Source organism: Antarcticirhabdus aurantiaca, from assembly GCF_009765365.1.
Classification (GTDB): Bacteria; Pseudomonadota; Alphaproteobacteria; order Rhizobiales; family Rhizobiaceae; genus Antarcticirhabdus; species Antarcticirhabdus aurantiaca.
Genome location: NZ_VTOM01000007.1, coordinates 38,042 through 58,447 on the forward strand (window position 1 = coordinate 38,042; position 20,406 = coordinate 58,447).

A 20,406-nucleotide genomic window follows, 5' to 3' on the forward strand; every position below is an offset into this window, starting at 1 on the left:
CGGCTCCGTGGGTTCAGGGAAGAAAGGCGCCGCCGTTGACGTGGATCGTCTGGCCGGTGACGTAGCGAGCCTGCGGCCCGCACAGGAACAGGACCGCGGCGGCCACCTCCTCGGGCGTGCCGCGCCGGCCGAGCAGCGTCGAATGGGTCGCGTGGTGGCTCGGAGCGGCGGGCGAGGAGGCCGAGCCGCGCTGCGTCTCGATGAGGCCGGGCGAGACGAGGTTCACCGTCACGCCGCTGGTGCCCAGCTCGTGCGCCAGCGCCTTGGTCAGCCCGTCGAGCCCCGCCTTGGCGGCGACGACGTGGGCGCGGTTGCGCGCGCCGGTATAGGCGGTGAGCCCGCCGATGTTGACGATCGCGCCCGCGCCGCCGGCCACGAGATGGGGCACCGCGGCGCGCGCGAGCAGGAAGGGGCCGTCGAGCGCCGTCGCCATCACCGCGCGCCAGTCGTCAAAGGTCGTCTCCAGCAGCGGGGTTTCGCGGCGCACGGCCGCGTTGTTCACGAGGATGTCGAGGCGGCCGAGCCGCTCCGCCGTCTCAGCAACGAGGCGCGCCGCGTCGGCCTCGTTTCCGACGTCGCCGAGGAGCGCGAGGCCGCGCGTCCCCAGCGCCGCGATCTCGCCCGCGACGGCTTCGGCGGCTGTCCGGTCGCTGCGCGCCGCCACCGCGACGTCGGCGCCGGCTTCGGCGAGCGCCAGCGCGATGGCGCGGCCGATGTTGCGCGCGCCGCCGGTCACGAGCGCGACGCGGCCGGCGAGCGGCTTGGCGGCTTCGGTCATGGGGTCGTCCCTTTGTTGGTGATCCGCGCGCGGCCGGCCGGCGAGCCATGCGTCCTCGGCAAGGCTGGGCCGCGCCGCAGCATCTTTGTGGTGCAGTGCAAATTGTCTACAGACGGCGCGACCCGCCCGATCGTTTCACAACCGAGCCTTCGCCCATGTCGTCCATCGCTGCCACCGCCGTTCCGGTTCGCCGGGCCCGCACCCGCCGCTTCCGCCTCCGCACCCTCGTCAGCGCGTTCTGGGCGGCGCAGCGCATGGCGCTCGCGCTCGAGTCGAACCGCCGTCCGAACGACCTGGACCTTCAGGTGCTCGGCATCGCGCCGGGCGCCTTCGACCGGGCGCGCTGAGCCGAGCCGGCCGACGCGCCGGCGCTCGGATCGACGATGTGTTTTCCGAGAAAGCGCCGGCTCATCCCGGCGCTTTTTGCTGACCGCTTCGCCGCTCAGCTCGACAAGCGGCGGGGCGGCGGATCGATCGAGGCGAGCAGGCGCTTCTTGGCCCGGTCGACGTGCCGCCAATGCGTGATGAAGGCCCGCTCGCCGTCGCCCGAGGCGAGCGCGTCCACCATTTCCCGATGCTCCCGGTTCGACACGGCGAGACCGCCGCCCTGAACCAGGCTGCGCGCCCGGAAGAGATGGAGCTTGTCGACGAAGCGCCGGTATTCCGCGGCGAGCGTCTTGTTGCCCGCCGAATCGACGATGAAGCTGTGGAAGGCGAGGTTCACCGGATAATAGGCGTCGAACTCGCCCGATTCCGCCAGCTTGTCCATGTCCGTGATGAAGCCGGTGAGGCGCGCCAGGATCTCGTCGGTCATGTGCTCGGCGAGAAGACGGCCGGCCTGGCCGAACAAGGCCGAGCGCACGTCGTAGATCTCGACGGCTTCTTCCGTCGACAAGCGCCGCACGAAGACGCCGCGGTTGCGCACGACCTCGACGAGGCCCTTGGCCTCCAGGCTCCGCGTCGCTTCGCGAATGGGCCCGCGGCTGGTGCCGAAGCGGTTGGCGAGGTGGATCTCGTTGATCCGCGAGCCCGGTTCGAGCTCGCCCGTGAGGATCAAGCGCTCGATCTCCCGCACCAGCGCGCTGGCGAGGGACACGCTCTTCACGACCGAAAGATCGTCCACATGCCTGGATGTTGTCGAGCTCATCGCCGATACGCCGATTGTTGACAGTATCATGCGTTATGGGCAAGCCGGCGCCCCGGCGCAACGGCTGCCCGTCCGCATCCGCTGCAATTGGAGAGCGAATGGTGCCGGCCTGCCGCATGCTCACGCCGCAGCCCGGCCTTCTGCCGCCATGCCGTCCATGATGCCGCGCTCCATGTCGGCCGTGCCGCCCGTGCCGCGGATGTCGCCGGTGCGCGTGTCCGGCCGCGACACGGCGTGGACGAGGCCCCGCTCCATGCGCGCGGCGGCTTCCACGGCCTGGGGAAGGCCGCGCCGGCGGCCGAGCCAGTCGAGCAGCATCCGGGTCGATTCGATCATGGCGTAGGGGTTGGCGATGCCGCGGCCGGCGATGTCGGGCGCCGAGCCGTGCGTCGCCTGCGCCATGGCGATGTTGCCGCGGCCCACGCAAAGGCCCGGCGCCATGCCGAGGCCGCCGACGAGACCCGCCGCCTCGTCGGTGAGGATGTCGCCGAACATGTTCGTCGTCACCACCACGTCGAAGCGCTGCGGCTCGCGCACCAGCTTCATGGCGAAGGTGTCGACGATCACCTCGTCGACTTCGACGTCCGGGAAGGCTTGTGCCGCCTTGTGGCACTCCTCGACGAACATGCCGCAGCCCAGCTTGAACACGGTGTTCTTGTGGACCACGGTCAGCTTCCGCCGCCGCGACTGCGCCAGCGCCAGCGCGGCTTCCGCCACCTTGCGGCTGCCGGTGCGGGAGATCACGCGCACCGAGATCGTCATCTCGTCGCTCGGGCGGAACTCGCCCGACCCGGCGACGACGTTGCGGTCCGGCTGGAAGCCCTCGTTGTTCTCCCGCACGATCACGAGGTCGACGTCGTCGTAGAGGCAGCCGATGTCCGGAAAGGAGCGGGTCGGCCGGATGTTGGCGAAGAGGTCGAAGTTCTTGCGCAGGATCGGATGCGGGTTCACCGCCTCCGGCACCTTCGGATAGGCCTGGTGGCCGATCGGCCCGAGGATCCAGCCGTCGAGCGTTTCCAGCGTGCCGAGAAGGTCGAAGGGCATGGTGTGGCCGTGCTCGTCGAGAGCGCGCCGGCCGATCGGCAGGAAGCGCCAGTCGATTTCGAGACCGCTCGCCCGCGCCGCGGCCTCGGCTACGCGCTGGGCGGCGGGAACGATCTCGTGGCCGATGTCGTCGCCTTCGAGAACGCCGAGTGTCAGATGTGCCATAGGGTCCGCTTCCCTTACTCGGCCGCCGCGGCGGCGCGTGCGCCGGCCGCGACGGAGGCCCGCGCCACCTCGGCCGCGTCGGACAGGTCGGTCAGGCGCCAGGCAAGATCCATCAGGTCCGCCGTAGGGGCAGCGCCGATCACCGGCTCCGACTGGCGCGCGAACTTCTCGATGAGCTGCTCGTTCGAGAGCGGCCGGTGGATCGAGCCGATGGCATGCTCGACGAAGCGGGTGATCGTGCGCCCGTCGGTGAGGTCGATCTCGATCGCCACCTGATCCTCGTGGATCGCCGCGTCGCTGGTCGCCTTCACCTTGCGGCGCAGGGCCACGAGCTCGGGCGCGTTGGCCGCCTCGTCGGTGAAGGCGGTCGGCGAGCCGTCGCCGCGCAGGAGCGCGCAGGCCGCGGCGTGGAAGACGCTGAACTTCGATTCGAGGCCGGTCTTCGGCTCGGTCTTGCCGGTCAGCTCCAGGACGAGCGGGTGGGTGCGCAGCCGCACGGCCGAAACGCCGGCCATGACGTCAGCCCCGAGCTCGTCGCGCAGCTGCCGGCAGCCGTCGATCGCGGGATGGATGACGATGCCGCAGGCGAAGGGCTTGTAGGAGTTGAGCCCCGCTTCCCAGGTCTCGCCGAGGCCGCCGAGGATCTGCGAATAGTCCTGCTTGGTGGACAGGACGTTGGCGAAGCCGCGGGGCGCCTCGATGGCGCGGGTCGAGGAATCGAAGCCCGCCTCGGCTAGGAAGGCGGCCATGAGGCCGTTCTGCGCGGCGCGCCCGGGATGGAAGCTCTTGCACATCGTGCCGAACATCTCGCGCAGGCCCGAGGACTGCGTCGCCGCGATGCCGAGCGCCCAGGCGGTGCGCTGCGCGTCGAGGCCGAGGAGGCGGGAGACCGCCGCCGCCGCGCCGAAGACGCCTGCCGTGCCGGTGATGTGCCAGCCGCGGTCGTAATGGTCGGGATAGACCGAATTGCCGATCCGGCATTCGACCTCGATGCCGGTGATCAAGGCCTCCAGGAAGCGCTTGCCATCGACCGGCCGGTACTCGGCGACGGCGAGGATCGCCGAGGCGACCGGGCCGGCGGGGTGGATGATGGTCTTGAGGTGGGTGTCGTCGTAGTCGAGAACGTGGCTGGTGATGCCGTTGAGAAGGGCGGCATGCGGCACGTCGAGGCGCTCGGTGCGGCCGACGACGCTCGCCTGGGCCGGGCCGACGAACGGCCGGATCGCCGCGACGGCGCGGTCGGCGGTCTCGTGGGTGGCGCCGCCGACGGCGCAGCCGAGCCAGTTGAAGAAGGTGCGCACGCCCTCCTCGCGGACGGCGGGCGGCAGGTCGGCGAGGTCGCGGGGGGCGGCGATCCACTCGGCGAGGCGCTGGGTGACGTGTGTCTCGGTCAAGGGTTTCGTCCTTTCGTGGGGTTCACAGGAGGCCGCGGGCGATGCCGCCGTCGACGTTGATCGTTTGGCCGGTGACGTAGGAGGCGAGCGGGCTGGAAAGCCACGTGGCCATGACCGCTACCTCTTCCGGCTCGGCGAAGCGCTTGAGCGGGATCTCGGCCGAGAACTCGGCGAAGACGCTCTCGAGGTCGATCCCGCGCTCGGCGGCGATGCCCGTCGCGCGCTTGATCCAGAGCGACGTGCGGGTGCGGCCCGGCGCGACCGCGTTGACGCGGATCCCGGCCTCGCCCAGCTCGAGGCCGAGGGTCTTCACGAGGCCGAGAAGGCCGGCCTTGTGGACGTTGGACATGATCTGGTGCGCGTAGGGCATCTTCGCCGCCGCCGCGCCGAGAACGACGATCGAGGGCGCGCTTCCCACGGCGAGCAGCGGGGCGAGGGCCCGGATGACGCGGACCACCGACAGAACGTTGAACTCGTAGTTGCGCAGCCAATCCGCGTCGTCGAGGCTGGCGAAGTCGGCGCGCACGCTGCCGCCGACCGCCATCACGAGCGCGTCGAGCCCGCCCCAGCGATCGCGCACGAAGGCCGCGGCGGCGTCGCCCGAGGAGGCCTCGGTCGCGTCGAGGACGAGGGTGTCCGGGCGCTTGCCCGTGGCGGACGTCAGCTCGTCGGCCGCGGCGGCGAGGTTCTCCGCCGAGCGCGAGGCGATGGCGACGCGGGCGCCGTCCGACAGGAGCAGTTCGGCCGTCGCCCGGCCGATGCCGTCGCTGCCGCCGACGACGAGGACGCGGCGGTTCTCAAGCCGAAGATCCATCGCGGCCTCCGAAACGGGAATACAGGTTGAAGACGAGAAGGACGGTGGACGAGACGACGGCGATGCGCATGACGTGGAAGGCGGTCACGAGCGCGACGTCGGCGTTCATCGCCTTGGCGGTCAGCACCATCTCGGTGATCGCCGCCGGGGCGAGGGACAGGAAGGACGTCGTCAGCGGCAGGCCCGTGGCGAGGCTGAGGACCTGCGCGCCGACACCCGCTCCGACGATCATGGTCAGCGAGACGACGAGGCCGGACAGGGCGACGCGCGGCAGGCGCGCGAGAAGCTCGCGGCGGAAGCGGCAGGCGAGCCACGTGCCGACGGCGAGCTGGGCCAGGATCGACAGGAAGCCCGGCACCGGCTGAAGAAAGAGGCCGCTCGCGCCGAGCGTCGCACCGACGATCAGGGGCCCGAAGAGCCAAGGGTTGGGGATCGGCGTCGGCTTTAGGAGGCGCGCGGCGAGATAAGCGAGGCCGACCACGACGAGGAGGCCGAGCCCGGCTTCGACGCCGCCTGCGGATGCGGGATCGCCGGAGGGAGGGGCGCCGGGCGTTCCCAGGTGCAGGACCATGAACGGCACGACGCAGACGACGCTCGCGACCCGCAGGGCATGGACGATCGAGACCGCCCCGGCATCGCCGCCGCGCTCGTGCGCCACCACCGCCATGTCGGCCATGCCGCCGGCCGCCGTGGCGAAGAAGGCCGTGGTGCGGTCGATGCCGGCGAGCGGACGCAGGAGAAGCGCGCCGAGGCAGGTGAGGGCGACGATGTAGAGCGAGGACACGAACATGGCCGGGAGGAGCCCGACCGCCGCGGCGAGCACCGGCCCGGTGAAGCGCAGTCCGGCGGCGAGGCCGATCACGACCTGTCCCAACTCGCGCATGTGGGGCGCGACGGTGACCGGCGCGCCGGCGGCGGCGAGCGCGCCGACGACCATGAGCGGACCGAGGACGAAGGGCAGGGGCATGCCGACTGCGTCGGCCGCCACGCCGCTGAAGGCGGCGACCGCATAGGTCGCCGCGATCCGCAGCGCTGTGGCAAGGCGCGTGGGCTCGCGCGCCTTTTCCCCCGTCCGATCCTCCGGCATCGCCGTCACGGCCCGCTCCCGACCCGTGCCGTCAGCGCTTGGAGAGCGCCTGCGCCAGCGGCGCGAGGCCGGGCAGCGCGTCGAGGTCGCGCACCATGGAGACGACGCTCCTGGCCGCATCCATGTCCCAGCGCGCGAACTCGGCGCATTCCAGGAACTTGCCGGCGACCTCGTCGTAGCTCATCGGGAAGGCCGGGCTGCCTTTGCCGAAGTCGGCCATGCCCGAGATGGTCCGCCCGTCCTCGAGCTCGATGTCGATATAGGTCGTCATCAGGTGGTAGCCCGCGGCCTCGGCGCGATCGTCGACGCCGAAGTCGACCTTGGCGATCATCGCCTGAACGTCCGGCCGGTTGACCACCTCGTCGGTGAATTCATTGAGGCCTGCCCGCTTCTCCAGGAGGAGGATGGCCATGCAGAACTCCATGGAGAACTTGGCCTGGAGTTCGTTCGTCGGACGATGGTGGATGAGGGCGTTCGGCATGTTGGAGTTGGTGCCGACGCGCACGCGCCGCACCTGGCCGGCCTTGATGCCGTGCTCGCGGATGAGGCGCAGCATCTCGGTCATGCCGGGATGGGTGAGCGAGCCCGAGGGATGCGGCTTGATGGAAACGCCGGGCTCGGCGAAGGTCCAGGGGTCGCCGAGCCGCCCGACGATCGCCTTCTGGTCGAAGCCGCCGCCGGCGGCCCGGAAGAAGCCGCGCGGCGCTTCGAGGATGTTGTCGCTCGCGGTCCAGCCGTAGGAGGCGAACTGCGCCGCGGTCACGCCCGACTCGGAGGCGCGGCCGGCGTGGAAGGGCTTCGTCATCGTGCCGAAGTTCTCGCGCAGGCCCGCCGACTGCGAGCCGGCGATGGAGAGCGCGCGCAAGGTCGCGTCCTCGTCGAGATTCATCAGGCGCGCGGCGGCGGACGCGGCGGCGAAGGTGCCGCAGGTGGCGGTGGCGTGGAAGCCGGTCTGGTAGTGGCGCGGGTCGATCGCCTCGGCCACCTTGCACTCGACCTCGACACCCAGGTGATAGGCGAGGAGCATGTCGCGCCCGGAGCGGCCGAGCGTTTCGGCCATCGCGAAGGCGGCCGGCAGGGCGGGGGCCGTCGGATGCGTCAGGAGGCCGTAGACGCGATCCTTGGCGACGGCGAGCTGGGTGTCGTCGTAGTCGTCGGCGTGAATGCCGACGCCGTTGGCGAAGGCGGCGAAGCGCGGCGCGACCTTGAGATCGGAGCCGATGACGGTGGCGCCGCCGGTGCCGAGCGACAGGTCGGCGAGGTGGCGCCGCACGTATTCGCCGGAGCGCGCGACCGAGCCCGACAGCGCGAGGCCGAAGCCGTCGAGGATCGACTTCTTGCCGAGCGCGACGACCTCGTCCGGAATGTCGTTCCAGGCGGTGCCGAGAACGAATGCGCCGACTTCGCGCGTGACGGCCGGCACGCCGCCGGGTTGTGTCAACATCATGGCCTCCCGAATGAAGTGGTGCTCGCGTTCGGTCCTACGCGGCTTCGACTTCATGGGACGACGACGGCGTCCATGTCAACTGTCTACAATATGGCGAAGCGCCGGACGGATCTGTCCGGGGCTGCGTGATCGCGGAAGTTCCCGAGCGCGCAGGCTCGTGCATCCTTCTGTGCTGCCTTCTTGATGATCAAGGTCCCTCGCGCGGCTCGCGTATCGGAGCCTGCTTTGGCTCCGAAGCAGTGCCGTCTGCCTGATGAAGGTGTTGACAGTTGACGAAAATGGCAGCAGCTTCGGGACACGCGCCGCGGCAGGGAGGCTTCGAGCGCCTGTCGGCACCCGGCCCGCGTCTCCGCCGGCCCGTGCCTGTCATTCCAACGGGAGGAATTTGATGAACGGATTCACGCGACGCGCTGCGCTTCGGCTCGGCGCCATCGGCGGCGCGATGCTTCTGTCGGCAGCGCTCCTGGCGCCGGCACCGGTTCTGGCGCAGGAGGACTATCCTTCTCGCCCGATCAATGTGGTCGTGCCCTTCGCGACCGGCGGCTACAACGACCGCCTCGCCCGCGCCTTCGCGCCCTACCTCGAAAAGGAGCTCGGCCAGCCGCTGGTGATCATCAACCAGGAAGGCGCCGGCACCCAGCTCGGCCACACCTATGCACTGCAGCAGGATCCGGACGGCTACACCATCCTGTGCACCTCGGTGTCGCCGTACATCCCGCTCTCGATCTTCCTCCAGAACGCGCCCTACAAGCTCGAGGACTTCGCGATCCTGAACCTGCCCTCGCGCGACTACACGCTGGCGGCAACGAGCGCCGACAGTGAGATCGAGAGCTTCGCGGCGGCGATCGAGCAGCTGAAGGCCGATCCGTCGAGCCTGTCGATCGGCGTTCAGCCGGCCTCGGCCGACTACGCCAACATGATGCTGACGATGAAGGCCGCGGGCATCGACCCGAGCGCGCTGCGGATCGTCACCTATGACGGCGGCGGGCCGGCCCGAAACGCCGCGGCCGGCGCGCAGGTCGACATCGCCTTCGTCGGCGGCGAGGGCTTCCTGCCCTTGAAGGACAAGATCAAGCCGCTCGCCATGTACGCCAAGGAGGCGCCGGCCTGGTGGCCCGGCGCGCCGACGATCGGCTCGACGGGCATCGAGCAGGAATTCGTGGACGGCTCGCAGCGCGGCTGGGTCGTGGCCTCGGCGGTCAAGACCGAGAACCCGGAGATCTACGCCAAGATCCTCGCCGCCGTGGAGAAGGCGTCGAAGAACCCCGACGCGATCAAGGCGCTCGAGCTGCAGGAACTGGCGACCACCTGGTACGGCCCGGAAGCCTCTCAGCAGGCCTTCATCGACAACGCCGCCACGATGGAGAAGCACCAGGCTCTCCTGAAGGGCGAGTAAGCCTCTCGCGGTTCATCGCGCTCCGCCCGCCTCGCGGCTCGCGCCGCGGCGGGCGGCTGCGTCCCCGCCCGCCGCGCCCGCCTCGTCAGACCGGGAGACCAACCATGCGCATCATGCGTCACGAATACCGCGTCGACTGGCTGCACCTCGCCTTCGTCTCGATCATGGCCGCCCTCGTTCTGTGGTACCTGATCGACGCGCGCTCGGTGTCGCTCAGCATCAACAACCTCCTGCTGGTCCAGCCGCTCGCGATCGCGGTCTTCGTCCTCTACCTCTTCATCGTGCCGCAATGCTTCCGCCGCGCCGACGCCGCGGCTGAGCGGGAAGCGCCGGCGATCGACGATCCGCTGCAGCCCAAGCTGCCGGAGGGGCGGGCGCTCATCCGCGTCGCCATGCTGGGTGCGGCGCTGGGCGTCTTCGTCTTCACGCTCACCACGCTCGGCTTCGACATCGGCATCCTCCTGTTCGCGCTGGCGACGATGCTGATCTGCGGCGAGCGCCGGCCGCTCCCGCTCGTCCTGTATCCGCTCGCGGTCACGGTCGTCTCCGTCTACGGCTTCCGGGCCCTCATGCCCTACCCGATGGTCACCGCGCTCCTGTGAGCCGGGCCCAGCAGAGGACATCCGCATCATGATCGACATGGACGCTCTCATGGGGGCCTTCGGGATCATGGCCACCTCGGCCGGATCCTGGGGCTGGATCGTCCCCGGCCTCATCGTCGGGCTGGTCTTCAGCGCGATCCCCGGCGTCTCGATCACCATGGCCATGGCGATCGTGCTGCCGATGTCGCTCTACATGGACTTCTTCCCGGCGATCGTCTTCCTGACCTCGGTCTATACGGGGGCGGGGTTCGGCGGATCGGTTCCGGCGATCCTGATGAACATACCCGGCTCGCCCTCGTCCTACGCCACCACCTTCGACGGCTACGCCATGTCGAAGAAGGGCCAGCACAACGAGGCGCTGGGCTACGCGCTCTTCGCCTCGACGATCTGCGGCATCTTCGGCTACCTGCTCCTGCTGGTGGTGGTGGAGCCGCTGGCCGACATCGTCCTGAAGATCGGCCCGCTCGAAATGTTCGCCGTCGCGGTCTGGGGCATGCTGCTCATCGGCTCGCTCGGCTCGAAATACATCAGTCGCGGCCTTTTCGCGGCGGCCTTCGGCCTGCTGCTCGGCGGCATCGGCATGAACACGGCGGGCTTCATCCGCGGCACGATGGGCATGCCGAGCCTTCTCGACGGCATCTCGCCGATCCCCGCGATGATCGGCCTCCTGGCTTCCGGCCAGCTCCTGACGCTCGCGGGCAAGGACTACATCATCGAGGCCGAGGGCTCGCGCACGGTCTCGCTCTCGCGCATCCTGTCGGGCTGCTGGCAGACCTTCCGCCATCCCGGCGTCCTGGTGCGCGGCTCGGTGATCGGCATCGTGATCGGCGCGGTGCCGGGCGTCGGCTCCTCGCTCGGCAACCTCATCGCCTATGCCGAGACCAAGCGCACCTCCAAGGACCCGTCGAGCTTCGGCAAGGGCAATCCGAAGGGCGTCATCGCCGCGGAATCGGCGGTGGCGAGCGCCGAGGGCGGCTCGATGGCGACGATGCTGGCGCTGGGCATCCCTGGCGGCGGCGCGACGGCGATCCTCCTCGCGGCCTTCATGATGCACAACATCGTGCCCGGACCCCAGTTCATCGAAACGCAGAAGGAGATGGTCTACGCGATCATCCTGAACAACATCGTCCAGGCGATCGTCCTCCTCTTCGTCGGCATCGGCTTCATCTACGTCGCCTCCAACATCGTCCGGGTGCGCACGCGCTACATCCTGCCGGCGATCCTCGTGATCGCCACCATGGGCACCTATGCGGTGGAGGGTTCGATCTCCGGTCCGATCACGCTCTTCGTCTTCTCGCTGATCGGCTTCCTGCTCGTGAAGTTCGATTATCCCGTCGCGGCGGTGGTGGTGGGCCTGCTTCTCGGGCGCATGCTGGAAACGGAGTTCCTGCGTTCCTACCAGCTCTCCGGCGGCGACCCGACCTACCTCTTCGAGCGGCCGGGCGCGATGACGATCTTCGGCATCATGCTGTTCTCCATGGCGATGACCGCCTGGGGCAAGCGCAAGCAGGTGCTGGCCGAGGAGGCCGAGAGCGCCGCCATGGAAGCCTTGGCCCGACAGGCGAGCGTGCCGGAGGCCGAGCCCGGCATCAAGGCGGGAGCGAGCGGCCGGCACTGAGCCCGGCCCGGCTTTCCGCCCCGGCCGCCCCAGGAAAAAAGCCCCGGCGCCGATGATCTCGGCGCCGGGGCTTTTTCGGTTTCGTGGCCGCCGTCGGGCGGCTCGTCAGTCCAGCCGGAAGGCTGCGCGCTCGGCCGCGTCGAGCTGGTCGACGAGACCGGTTTCCCAGGCGAGGTAGCGCAGCGACGCTTCGCGGTTGCCGTCGTGGCGGTCGTGAACGAACCAGACCCGGTCTCGCGCCAAGTTCTGCGGCAAAGGCTCGGGCGCGCGGTCCAGCCGCCAGCCGGCGCGCTCCATCGCGGCGGGGTCGACGACGAGGTGGGCCGCTTCGATGCCCGCCTCGGCGAGGTCGAGCGCGGCCCGCGCCGCCATGCCGGCATCCGACACCAGGAGGAGGGCGCGCCGCGTCCCCGCCGGGAGCGCGTCCGGCAGGGCGGCGCGATAGGTCCAGATCGCGCCCTCCACGGCGCAGCGGTCTCGCGCCTCCGAGGAGCGCAGGTCCATGGCGGCCGTGCCGGGCTCGGCCGCCATGGCGAGGCCGGCCTCGGGCGAGAGGCCGGACGGGGGCGCGAGGAGGGGCGGCGCGAAGGCTGGCGCGAGATCGACTGGTGCCTTCGATGCGTCGAGACGCAAAAGAATGGGCTCGAAACCCATCATGGCGAGCCACACGGCGCTCGTCGCGGCGCGAAGGCCGGCATCGTCGACGAGGATCACCCGCGCGCGGCGCACGCCCATGTAAAGGTCGCTCGCCTGGACGAGCTGGCCGGCGAGCACCGGCTCCGCTCCGGATACGGGCGCGGACCGGCGCGCCTCCTCGTCCCGCAGATCGAAGGCAAAGGTGACGCGCGTTCCGTCGCGTCGCAGGCGGACGGCCGCCGCCGCGTCGATCTCGGCGAGGCCGTGGCGGGCGACGATCGCGTCGGCCCGCCGCCGGCTGGTGGCGAAAGCCTCCGGCGGCAGCGATGGGAGAGGCGCGGCCCGGGCACCGCGCTCCAGAGGCAGGCCGGCCAAGGCCCAGCCCTGCGTGCCGTTTTCCAACGCGAAGACCGGGTTCGGAACCCCCGCCAGAGCGAGGCCGAGCGCCCCGACGAGGCCGCGGGTGCGCCCGGCGCAGGTGAGAACGACGGGCGTCGCAGGATCGGGCACGAGCGCGTCGAAGCGGTGAGCGAGTTCGCCGTTGGGTGCGCAGGTCGCGCCCGGCACGCGCATCTTGGCGTATTCGCCGGGCGGGCGCACGTCGAAGACGTGGAACGACTGCCCCTCGGCCTGCCAGGCCGCGAGGGTCTCGGGTGCGAGCGTTCGCGGATGGCGCTCGTGTTCCAGAAGCTCGCCCAGCGTCTTGCTGGGCACGTTGACGCCGGCATAAAGCGCGTGCCCGGCAGCCGCCCAGGCCGGAGCGCCTCCGGCGAGCGGACGAACGTCGACGTAGCCGAGCGCGGTCAGGCGCCGCGCGGCGCGCTGCGCGACGTCGTGCGCGCCGCCGTCGCCGAGAAGGATCACGGGAACGTCGCGCGCGGGAACGAGCCGGGCCGCCTCGGCCTCGAGGCTGTTGTAGGAACAGGGAACGGCGAAGAGCGGGTGCCCTTCGCCGTAGTCCGCCGCTTCGCGCACGTCGAGGAACGCGACCTCGCCGGTGCCGTGCAGGAGCGCGCGCGCCTCGTCGACCCCGATCGGCCTGGGGCTCACGGCGCTCCGGCCCCGGCGAGGAGGCGGGCCGGCGCGTCTGCGGCCGAGGGGCGCGCGAGAAGCGCGCGCAGGGCCGGCTCCACGAGGTCGGGCCGGTGCTCGGCCGGGTAATGGCCGGTCGGGATCGCCTCGCCGGTCACGTCGTCGGCCCATTCGCGCCAGGCCTCGATCGGCCGGAAGTGCCGGCCGCAGTGGCTGTTGGAGCCCCACAGCACAAGCACGGGGCAGGCGATGCGGCGGCCGACATCGGCCGTGTCCATCGCGAGGTCGAGGGTGATCGTCGCCCGGTAGTCCTCGCAGACGCTGTGGATCTGCTCCTGCGTCGCGCAGCGGATGTATTCGGCCATGGCGTCGGCGGTGAAGATCTCCAGGCCGACGCCCTTCTTGTTCAGCTTGTAGCGCATGTAATAGTCGAGGTCGGCGCCGATCAGCTTCTCGGGAAACGGCGCCTTCTGCGCCATGAAGAACCAGTGGTAGCTTTCCTGCGCCCAGCCGAGCGTGATGTTGTTGAGCACGTGGTGGGTGGGCACGATGTCGAGGGCGCAGAGGTGCGTCACGCGCTCCGGGCGGTCGAGTGCCATGCGGAAGCCGACGCGCGCGCCGCGGTCGTGTCCGGCGACCGCGAAGCGGTCGTGGCCGAGCGCGTCCATGACGGCGAAGGCGTCCTCGCCCATGGCGCGGAAGGTGTAGGCCGCATGATCGTCGCCGCCTTCCGGCTTGGAGCTGTCGCCGTAGCCGCGCAGGTCCATGGCGACCACCGTGAAGTCCCGGGCGAGGGCGGGCGCGACCTTGTGCCAGGACACCAGCGTCAGCGGGTTGCCGTGGATCAGGAGCAGCGCCGGCCCGGATCCGGCGGTGACGCAGTTGATCACGGCCCCGCCCGTGTCGATCCGGTGCCGGGTGAAGCCCGGCATCAGGCGCGCGAATTCGGGCGACGGCGCGTCGAGGCGGTCGAGCATCGATTGTCCTCCAGTGAAAACTGTCGACAATTATGCGGATCGGCGCGACAGTAGGCAAGCGATTGTCGACGCATCGGTCGGTCGGGTTCGTCGAACCGGGCTCGGCCGCTCCTCACCATCGAGGGCGCCGCGTGGCGATGGCGTTACGCTCGCGCGGCGTAGCGAGCGAGATGATCCCGCAGAAGGTCGAGGATGCGGTCGCGATTCGCGTCGCGGACCTGGGCCTGCCAGGCGACGGCGAGCGGCAGCCGGTTCGCGCCGGAGGCGGATTGTCCGGCGAGCGGCTTGAAGGCGACGCCCGCGACCGCGATCCGCGACGACCAGGACGGCACGATCGCGGCGCCGAGCCCCGCGGCGACCATGTTGAGGATGGTGTGCTTCTCCTCGGCGATCTGCGCGATCCGCGGCGTCAGACCCTTCTCCTCGAAGAGCTTCATCGTGAGGTCGTGGCTGTGCGGGCGCGAGCGGCGCTCCGGGATGATCATCGCGACCTCCGCGAGTTCGCCGATCGAGACGGCGGCCCGCTCGGCCAGCGCGTGACCGGCGGGCAGCGCCACGACGGCGGTTTCATGGAGTAGGAAGCGCGTATGCAGCCGCGGATCGAGCCGGGCGCCGGGCCGGATCAATGCGAAGTCGAGCCGCCCCGACAGGAGCTTGGGGACCAGCCGGATCGACTTGTCTTCCGTGAGCTGGATCCACAGGGCCGGGTCGATCTCGTGCAGATCCTGGATGAGCGCGGGCACGAGCCCGGCCGCCGCGCTGTCGATGGCGCCGAGCCGGATCACGCGGCTGACCGAGCGGCCGCGGTCGCGCAGGCGCTCGACCATGCCGTCCACCGCCTCGATCAGCGGCCGCGCCTCGCGCACGAAGTCGCGCCCGGCCTCGGTCAGGACGACGCTGCGCGTCGTGCGCTCGAAGAGAACGACGCCGAGCTCCTCCTCCGCCGATCGGATCTGCCGGCCGAGGCCAGCCGGCAGCATGTCGAGCGCGCGGGCCGCGCGGCCGAAATGCATCTCGTCGGCGGCCGCCAGCACGCAGCGCATCTGCTTCAGGTCCATGCCCGATCATATCGGAAGAAAATATAATCGCGAGGTCATGGGGATCGACGGGCTCCCGATCTATGCCTGGGACCGTCAGGCGCCGTGGGAGCGGTGCCGAGGGGATGGGCGCTCGGACATCGATCCGGTCCGGCCCGCCTCGACCAGGGAGGACGATATGAAGACCGTTTTGACCGCGGCCCTCGCGACGGTGGCGATGGCGTTCGCCGCGCCGGCCTTCTCGCAGGACGCCTATCCTTCGAAGCCGGTGACGATCCTCGTTCCCGCGGCGGCCGGCGGCCCGAGCGACACCGTCGCGCGTCTCGTCGCCGAAGCGATGACAAAGGATCTCGGCCAGCAGGTGCTGATCGAGAACGTCGGCGGCGCCGGCGGCTCGCTCGGCGCCGGGCAGGTCGTCAAGGCCGAGCCCGACGGCTACACGCTGCTGCTCTACCACGTCGCGGTCTCGACCTTCGGCGCGCTCTATCCCGACCTCGCCTACGAGCCGGGCACGGACTTCTCCTCCGTCGGCCTCGTCACGGACGTGCCGATGACCCTCGTCGGACGCAAGGATCTCGAGCCCGCGGATGTCGGCGCGCTCCTGACCTGGTTGAAGAGCGAAGGGGCCGGCGCGACCTTCGGCACGGCCGGCGTCGGCGCCGTCTCGGATCTCTGCGGGCGCCTCCTCGCCGACGCCACGGGCGTCGAGCTGACGGTCGTTCCCTATAAGGGTACGGGCCCGGCCATGACCGACCTCGTCGGCGGCCAGATCGACCTCATGTGCGACCAGACCACCAACACCGCGAACCAGATCAAGGCCGGCGAGATCAGTCCCTACGCCGTGACGACGACGAAGCCGATCGCCATTCTTCCCGACGTGCCGACGCTCGCCGAGAGCGGCGTTCCCGGCTTCGAGATCACTGCCTGGCACGCGATCTGGGCGCCCAAGGACACGCCGGAGCCGATCCGCCAGCGCCTGTCCGTATCGCTCCAGAAGGCGCTGACCGACCCGACCGTCATCGAGCGCTTCGCCGGTCTCGGAACGGCGCCCGTGCCGTCCGACCTCGCCACGCCCGCGGCCCTCGACGAGCGGTTCCAGTCCGAGATCGAGCGCTGGAGCAAGCTCCTCGCCGACGCCAAGCAGCCCTGATCCTAACCTCCGCCACTGAGCGGCCGGATCCGCCCGGCGCTCCCCCGTGACCTGACCCGGAAGTCTCCCATGCAGTCCTACAAGATCGCCGCCATTCCCGCCGACGGCATCGGCCCCGAGGTGATCGCCGCCGGCCTTCAGGCCCTCGAAGCGCTCGAACGGCGCGAGGGCACCTTCAAGCTCGACATCACCCATTTCGACTGGGGGTCGGACTATTACAGGCGCAACGGCGCGATGATGCCGGCGGACGGCATCGAGCGGCTGAAGGCCTTCGACGCGATCTTCTTCGGCGCGGTCGGCGCGCCGGACGTTCCGGACCACGTCACGCTCTGGGGCCTGCGCCTGCCGATCTGCCAGGGCTTCGACCAGTACGCCAACGTGCGGCCGACCAAGATCCTGCCGGGCATCGTGTCGCCGCTGGCGGGCGTGAAGCCGGGCGACCTCGACTGGGTGATCGTGCGCGAGAACTCGGAAGGCGAGTATTCCGGCCATGGCGGGCGCGCGCATCGCGGGCTGCCCGAGGAGGTCGGCACCGAGGTCGCGATCTTCACCCGCGTCGGCGTCACCCGCATCATGCGCTACGCCTTCAAGCTCGCGCAGTCGCGGCCCCGCAAATTCCTCACCGTCGTCACCAAGTCCAACGCCCAGCGCCACGGCATGGTGATGTGGGACGAGATCGCCGCCGAGGTGGCGCGCGAGTTCCCGGACGTGACCTGGGACAAGATGCTGGTCGACGCGATGACGGTCCGCATGACGCTCAAGCCCCAAAGCCTCGACACCATCGTCGCGACGAACCTCCACGCCGACATCCTGTCGGATCTCGCCGGCGCGCTCGCCGGTAGCCTCGGCGTCGCGCCGACCGGCAACATCGACCCGGAGCGTCGCTTCCCCTCGATGTTCGAGCCGATCCACGGCTCGGCCTTCGACATCACCGGCAAGGGCATCGCCAACCCCGTCGCGACCTTCTGGACGGCCGCGCAGATGCTGGAGCATCTCGGCCAGCCCAACGCCGCCAAGCGTCTGATGCACGCGGTGGAGACGGTCACCGGCAGCGGCGTGACAACGCCCGACGTTGGCGGCACGGCCACCACGCGCCAGGTCACCGACGCCGTCTGCGAAGCCATCCGCGGCTCGAACATCGTAGTCTGAGGCGCAGCGGCCTTAAGGGGAGCCATCGTCGCGGCGGCGACGGTCAACGATTGGGTTCGGCGTGGCTCGTCGATCCCAGTCGACCGCCTGCCATGGCCCCCGGCCCCTGCCGGACCGGCGCTCACATCCCGATCCGACGTGTCCGAAGCGCCGCGCGCCTCGCTTGACCGTGAACACACCGCTCAACCGGCGGCCTCGGGAGGATGCCTTTGGATGCGGGCAGCTTCGCCGCTCGAATCGATGCAACGCCCGTCCGGCCATCGGACGTCGTCATCCACGATCTCACCGCGCGATCACGGTGGCCCGCTTCGTCAAACTACGATGTCATGTCGAATAATGGTGGGCGCGACAGGGATCGAACCTGTGACCCCCTCGGTGTGAACGAGGTGCTCTCCCGCTGAGCTACGCGCCCTGGCCGTCGGGCGAAGCGCCTCGGCGGTGGTGAGGCGATATACGTCGGGATTGATCGTTTCGTCAACACGGCGTCGGCTTTGGGCCGGCGCTTTGCGTGCCGGCGCTATTCGGCGGCCGCGGCGAGGAGCGGGGGCCGATGATGGGCGTCGATGGGGCGACGTCCCGTGGCGAGGCACAGGAGGCTCGAGGCGTCGAGCGCGTCGAAGCTCGGCAGGATAAGGGCGGCCTTGGCGCGGTCGTCCGCGTCGAGGGCGGCGTCTCCGAAGTCCATCAGGACGGAGGGCATCGCGACCGCGCCCGCCGCGTCGAGGTCGGTGCGCGAATCGCCGATCATCACCGCGCGCGACGCCTCGCCGCCCGCTTGGGCGAGCGTGCCGAGGATGTGGACGGGATCGGGCTTGCGCGCCGGGAAGGTGTCGGCGCCGCAGATGGCCGAAAAGCGCGCGTCGAGGCCGAGGCCGGCCAGGAGGAGGCGTGCGAGGCGCTCCGTCTTGTTGGTGCAGACGGCGAGGCGGAAGCCGGCCGAGGCCAGGCGGTCGAGCGCGTCCGTCGCGCCGGGATAGAGCTTGGAGGACACCGCGATGTTGGCCTCGTAGAAGGCGAGGAAGCGCGCGGTCTGGCCGGCGAGCTCGTCGCCCCACAGCGGCGCGCCGGCCCAGTCGTAGCCGAGGCGCAGCATGGCCTGGGCGCCGTGGCCGGCATGCGGGCGGATGCGGGCGAGGCCGGCGAGGGGAAGGCCTGCCGCGGCCAGGCAGTGGTCGAGGCTCGCGGCGAGGTCCGGCGCGGTATCGACAAGCGTCCCGTCGAGATCGAAGATGGCGGTCGGCGCCACGCTCATGCCCTGTCCCGTTCCTGCGCGATCGCCGATTGCCCCGGCCGCCGCCTCGTCGTGTGACGGTTGAAGCGCGAGAGGGCGCGAGGTCAACCGCCGCACCGGCGAGGCGCCGCCGATCCGACGCACCCTGCGGCAGGATCGACACGCTTTTCGAACGGCGCGGATCGGAACATTCAGCCACGCCGCGCTTAAGGAAGGGCTTACGCGGGCAAAGGCTTGCCTCCGCCCGCGCCGAGCCTCTAGAGGCTTGATGACGCGGACGGGAGGAGCTTGTTCATGGCGGATGCGGCGGAACTGAAGACGGCGGCGGCCCGGGCGGCCGCGGACGAGATCCGCGACGGCATGCGCGTCGGGATCGGCACGGGCTCGACCGCCGAGGCCTTCGTGCGCGTCCTCGCCGAACGGGTGAGCGGCGGCCTGTCGATCGTCGGCGTCGCGACCTCGGAGCGCACGGAAGCGCTCTGCCGGGCCTGCTCGGTGCCCACTGTGCCGCTCGACGAGTGCCCGGAGCTCGACGTCACCGTGGACGGCGCCGACGAGATCGGGCCGGGTCTCGCGCTGATCAAGGGCGGCGGCGGCGCGCTCCTGCGCGAGAAGATCGTCGCGAGCGCTTCGAAGCGCATGATCGTGATCGCCGACGGAACCAAGGTCGTGGAGATGCTTGGCGCCTTCCCGCTGCCCATCGAGGTCAACGGCTTCGGCGTCTTCGCGACCTATCTCCAGATCCGCAAGGTCGCGGCGTCGCTCGGCCTGTCGGGCGACATCACGGTGCGCAAGGCGGGCGAGGGGCCGTTCATCACCGATGGCGGCCACCTGATCCTGGATGCATCTTTCCGCCGCATTCCCGATCCAGAAGCGCTGTCGCGCGCGCTCCTGGACGTTCCCGGCGTCGTTCAGCACGGCCTGTTCATCGGCTTGGCCAGCGAGGCGATCGTCGCGGGTAGCGGCGGCCTGTCTCGCATCAAGCCTTGATCGCCCGGCCGCCCGCGCCGTAAAAGCCACCGTGACGGGTCGCCTCTGCGGCCTGCGGGGCGGACGCAGACGTTGAACGACGTTCAAACCTTCGGAGACGAGATTTCCATGATCTTCAGCGCAAGGACGCTTCGCGGCACCCTTCTGGCGAGCCTGATGCTTGTCTGCTCTGCGTCGGTCCAGGCGCAGGAGATCAGCAGCGGCCATCTCGCCGCCGCGCGCAGCGCGATCGGCGCCATCCAGGCCACCGAGCAGTTCGACAACATTCTCCTCAACGCCGCGACGCAGATCAAGGCGGAGCTGATCGTCAACAATCCGAACCTCCAGGGCGAAATCTCGACCATGGTGGACGACAAGGCGATCGAGCTGGCCGCGCGCCGCGGTGACCTGGAGAACGAGGTGGCCCGCGTCTACGCCAAGCTCTTCACCGAGCAGGAGCTGAACGAGATCGCCGCCTTCTACCAGACCGACGCGGGCAAGAAGCTCCTGTCGCAGGGGCCGGTCGCCACGCGCGAGATGATGTCGGCCGCCGACGTCTGGGCCAACGGCATCATGCGCGACCTGCGCACCAGCGCCGGCGAGGGCATGCGCCAGATCGTCGCCGCCAACGCGCCGGCCGGCGCCGCGGAGGGCGGCGTCGCCGCCCCGACCACGGGCGCGGCCGCCAGCAACTGAGATCGCCGGAGCGCCGCCGCTCGGCTGGCGCGGCGCG

General features: G+C 70.3%; 19 protein-coding genes and 1 tRNA gene. 8 read left to right on the forward strand and 12 right to left on the reverse strand.

Annotation, left to right across the window (positions count from 1 at the left end):
• Positions 1 to 13: 13 nt before the first annotated feature.
• Positions 14 to 778 (reverse strand): SDR family NAD(P)-dependent oxidoreductase, encoded by a 765-nt coding sequence (locus FZN60_RS10020; protein ID WP_158873350.1) that lies wholly within the window; start codon positions 776 to 778, stop codon positions 14 to 16.
• A gap of 155 nt (positions 779 to 933) precedes the next feature.
• On the opposite strand from FZN60_RS10020, the gene FZN60_RS10025 reads away from it, so the two are divergent.
• Positions 934 to 1,125, forward strand: coding sequence for a hypothetical protein (locus tag FZN60_RS10025; protein WP_158873351.1), 192 nt, complete (start codon positions 934 to 936; stop codon positions 1,123 to 1,125).
• 95 nt (positions 1,126 to 1,220) lie between these two features.
• On the opposite strand, the gene FZN60_RS10030 is transcribed toward FZN60_RS10025, so the two are convergent.
• The 6 genes from FZN60_RS10030 to FZN60_RS10055 all read right to left on the reverse strand — a co-directional run bounded on the left by FZN60_RS10030 (position 1,221) and on the right by FZN60_RS10055 (position 7,873).
• Positions 1,221 to 1,883 (reverse strand): FCD domain-containing protein, encoded by a 663-nt coding sequence (locus FZN60_RS10030; RefSeq protein ID WP_246726691.1) that lies wholly within the window; start codon positions 1,881 to 1,883, stop codon positions 1,221 to 1,223.
• Between the two features lie 162 nt (positions 1,884 to 2,045).
• Entirely contained in the window at positions 2,046 to 3,134 is a 1,089-nt protein-coding gene (locus FZN60_RS10035; protein WP_158873353.1) for an isocitrate/isopropylmalate dehydrogenase family protein, read from the reverse strand.
• 14 nt (positions 3,135 to 3,148) lie between these two features.
• Positions 3,149 to 4,528, reverse strand: coding sequence for an MmgE/PrpD family protein (locus FZN60_RS10040; RefSeq protein WP_158873354.1), 1,380 nt, complete (start codon positions 4,526 to 4,528; stop codon positions 3,149 to 3,151).
• A 22-nt stretch (positions 4,529 to 4,550) separates the two neighbouring features.
• Positions 4,551 to 5,342, reverse strand: coding sequence for an SDR family NAD(P)-dependent oxidoreductase (locus FZN60_RS10045; protein ID WP_158873355.1), 792 nt, complete (start codon positions 5,340 to 5,342; stop codon positions 4,551 to 4,553).
• Positions 5,326 to 6,429, reverse strand: a complete 1,104-nt coding sequence (locus FZN60_RS10050) for an AbrB family transcriptional regulator (RefSeq protein WP_246726708.1) — start codon at positions 6,427 to 6,429, stop codon at positions 5,326 to 5,328. Before FZN60_RS10050 ends, FZN60_RS10045 begins: the two co-directional genes overlap by 17 nt.
• A 31-nt stretch (positions 6,430 to 6,460) precedes the next feature.
• Positions 6,461 to 7,873 carry an MmgE/PrpD family protein gene (locus tag FZN60_RS10055; RefSeq protein WP_246726693.1) on the reverse strand — a complete coding sequence of 471 codons (1,413 nt, stop codon included), beginning with the start codon at positions 7,871 to 7,873 and terminating at the stop codon, positions 6,461 to 6,463.
• 391 nt (positions 7,874 to 8,264) lie between these two features.
• Here FZN60_RS10055 and FZN60_RS10060 point away from each other — a divergent pair, with 391 nt between their 5' ends.
• From FZN60_RS10060 to FZN60_RS10070, 3 genes are all read left to right on the forward strand, one after another.
• Entirely contained in the window at positions 8,265 to 9,272 is a 1,008-nt protein-coding gene (locus FZN60_RS10060; RefSeq protein ID WP_158873357.1) for a Bug family tripartite tricarboxylate transporter substrate binding protein, read from the forward strand.
• Positions 9,273 to 9,376: 104 nt separating this feature from the next.
• On the forward strand, positions 9,377 to 9,874 hold the full coding sequence (locus tag FZN60_RS10065) for a tripartite tricarboxylate transporter TctB family protein (protein WP_158873358.1): 498 nt from the start codon (positions 9,377 to 9,379) through the stop codon (positions 9,872 to 9,874).
• Between the two features lie 28 nt (positions 9,875 to 9,902).
• The gene (locus FZN60_RS10070) at positions 9,903 to 11,492 is read left to right on the forward strand and encodes a tripartite tricarboxylate transporter permease (RefSeq protein ID WP_158873359.1); all 1,590 of its coding nucleotides are present in this window, start codon (positions 9,903 to 9,905) and stop codon (positions 11,490 to 11,492) included.
• 105 nt (positions 11,493 to 11,597) lie between these two features.
• Here FZN60_RS10070 and FZN60_RS10075 read toward each other — a convergent pair whose 3' ends face one another.
• The 3 genes from FZN60_RS10075 to FZN60_RS10085 all read right to left on the reverse strand — a co-directional run bounded on the left by FZN60_RS10075 (position 11,598) and on the right by FZN60_RS10085 (position 15,195).
• A complete protein-coding gene (locus FZN60_RS10075) occupies positions 11,598 to 13,178 on the reverse strand; it encodes a rhodanese-like domain-containing protein (protein ID WP_199266541.1) in 1,581 nt (526 codons plus the stop codon).
• Complete coding sequence (locus FZN60_RS10080) at positions 13,175 to 14,137, reverse strand: alpha/beta fold hydrolase (RefSeq protein WP_158873361.1); 963 nt, start codon at positions 14,135 to 14,137, stop codon at positions 13,175 to 13,177. The genes FZN60_RS10075 and FZN60_RS10080 overlap by 4 nt, the downstream gene beginning before the upstream one ends.
• 143 nt (positions 14,138 to 14,280) lie before the next feature.
• On the reverse strand, positions 14,281 to 15,195 hold the full coding sequence (locus FZN60_RS10085; RefSeq protein WP_158873362.1) for a LysR family transcriptional regulator: 915 nt from the start codon (positions 15,193 to 15,195) through the stop codon (positions 14,281 to 14,283).
• Between the two features lie 157 nt (positions 15,196 to 15,352).
• Here FZN60_RS10085 and FZN60_RS10090 point away from each other — a divergent pair, with 157 nt between their 5' ends.
• On the forward strand, positions 15,353 to 16,324 hold the full coding sequence (locus FZN60_RS10090; protein ID WP_158873363.1) for a tripartite tricarboxylate transporter substrate-binding protein: 972 nt from the start codon (positions 15,353 to 15,355) through the stop codon (positions 16,322 to 16,324).
• 69 nt (positions 16,325 to 16,393) lie between these two features.
• Positions 16,394 to 17,473 (forward strand): tartrate dehydrogenase, encoded by a 1,080-nt coding sequence (locus FZN60_RS10095; RefSeq protein WP_158873364.1) that lies wholly within the window; start codon positions 16,394 to 16,396, stop codon positions 17,471 to 17,473.
• A gap of 337 nt (positions 17,474 to 17,810) precedes the next feature.
• Here FZN60_RS10095 and FZN60_RS10100 read toward each other — a convergent pair.
• Together FZN60_RS10100 and FZN60_RS10105 are read right to left on the reverse strand one after the other, a co-directional pair.
• A tRNA-Val gene (locus FZN60_RS10100) sits at positions 17,811 to 17,885 on the reverse strand.
• A gap of 105 nt (positions 17,886 to 17,990) precedes the next feature.
• Entirely contained in the window at positions 17,991 to 18,725 is a 735-nt protein-coding gene (locus tag FZN60_RS10105) for an HAD-IA family hydrolase (RefSeq protein ID WP_158873365.1), read from the reverse strand.
• A gap of 273 nt (positions 18,726 to 18,998) precedes the next feature.
• Between FZN60_RS10105 and rpiA the strand changes: the two genes are divergently transcribed.
• Complete coding sequence (gene rpiA, locus FZN60_RS10110) at positions 18,999 to 19,694, forward strand: ribose-5-phosphate isomerase RpiA (RefSeq protein WP_158873366.1); 696 nt, start codon at positions 18,999 to 19,001, stop codon at positions 19,692 to 19,694.
• 108 nt (positions 19,695 to 19,802) lie between these two features.
• Entirely contained in the window at positions 19,803 to 20,369 is a 567-nt protein-coding gene (locus tag FZN60_RS10115; RefSeq protein ID WP_158873367.1) for a DUF2059 domain-containing protein, read from the forward strand.
• Positions 20,370 to 20,406: the final 37 nt, after the last annotated feature.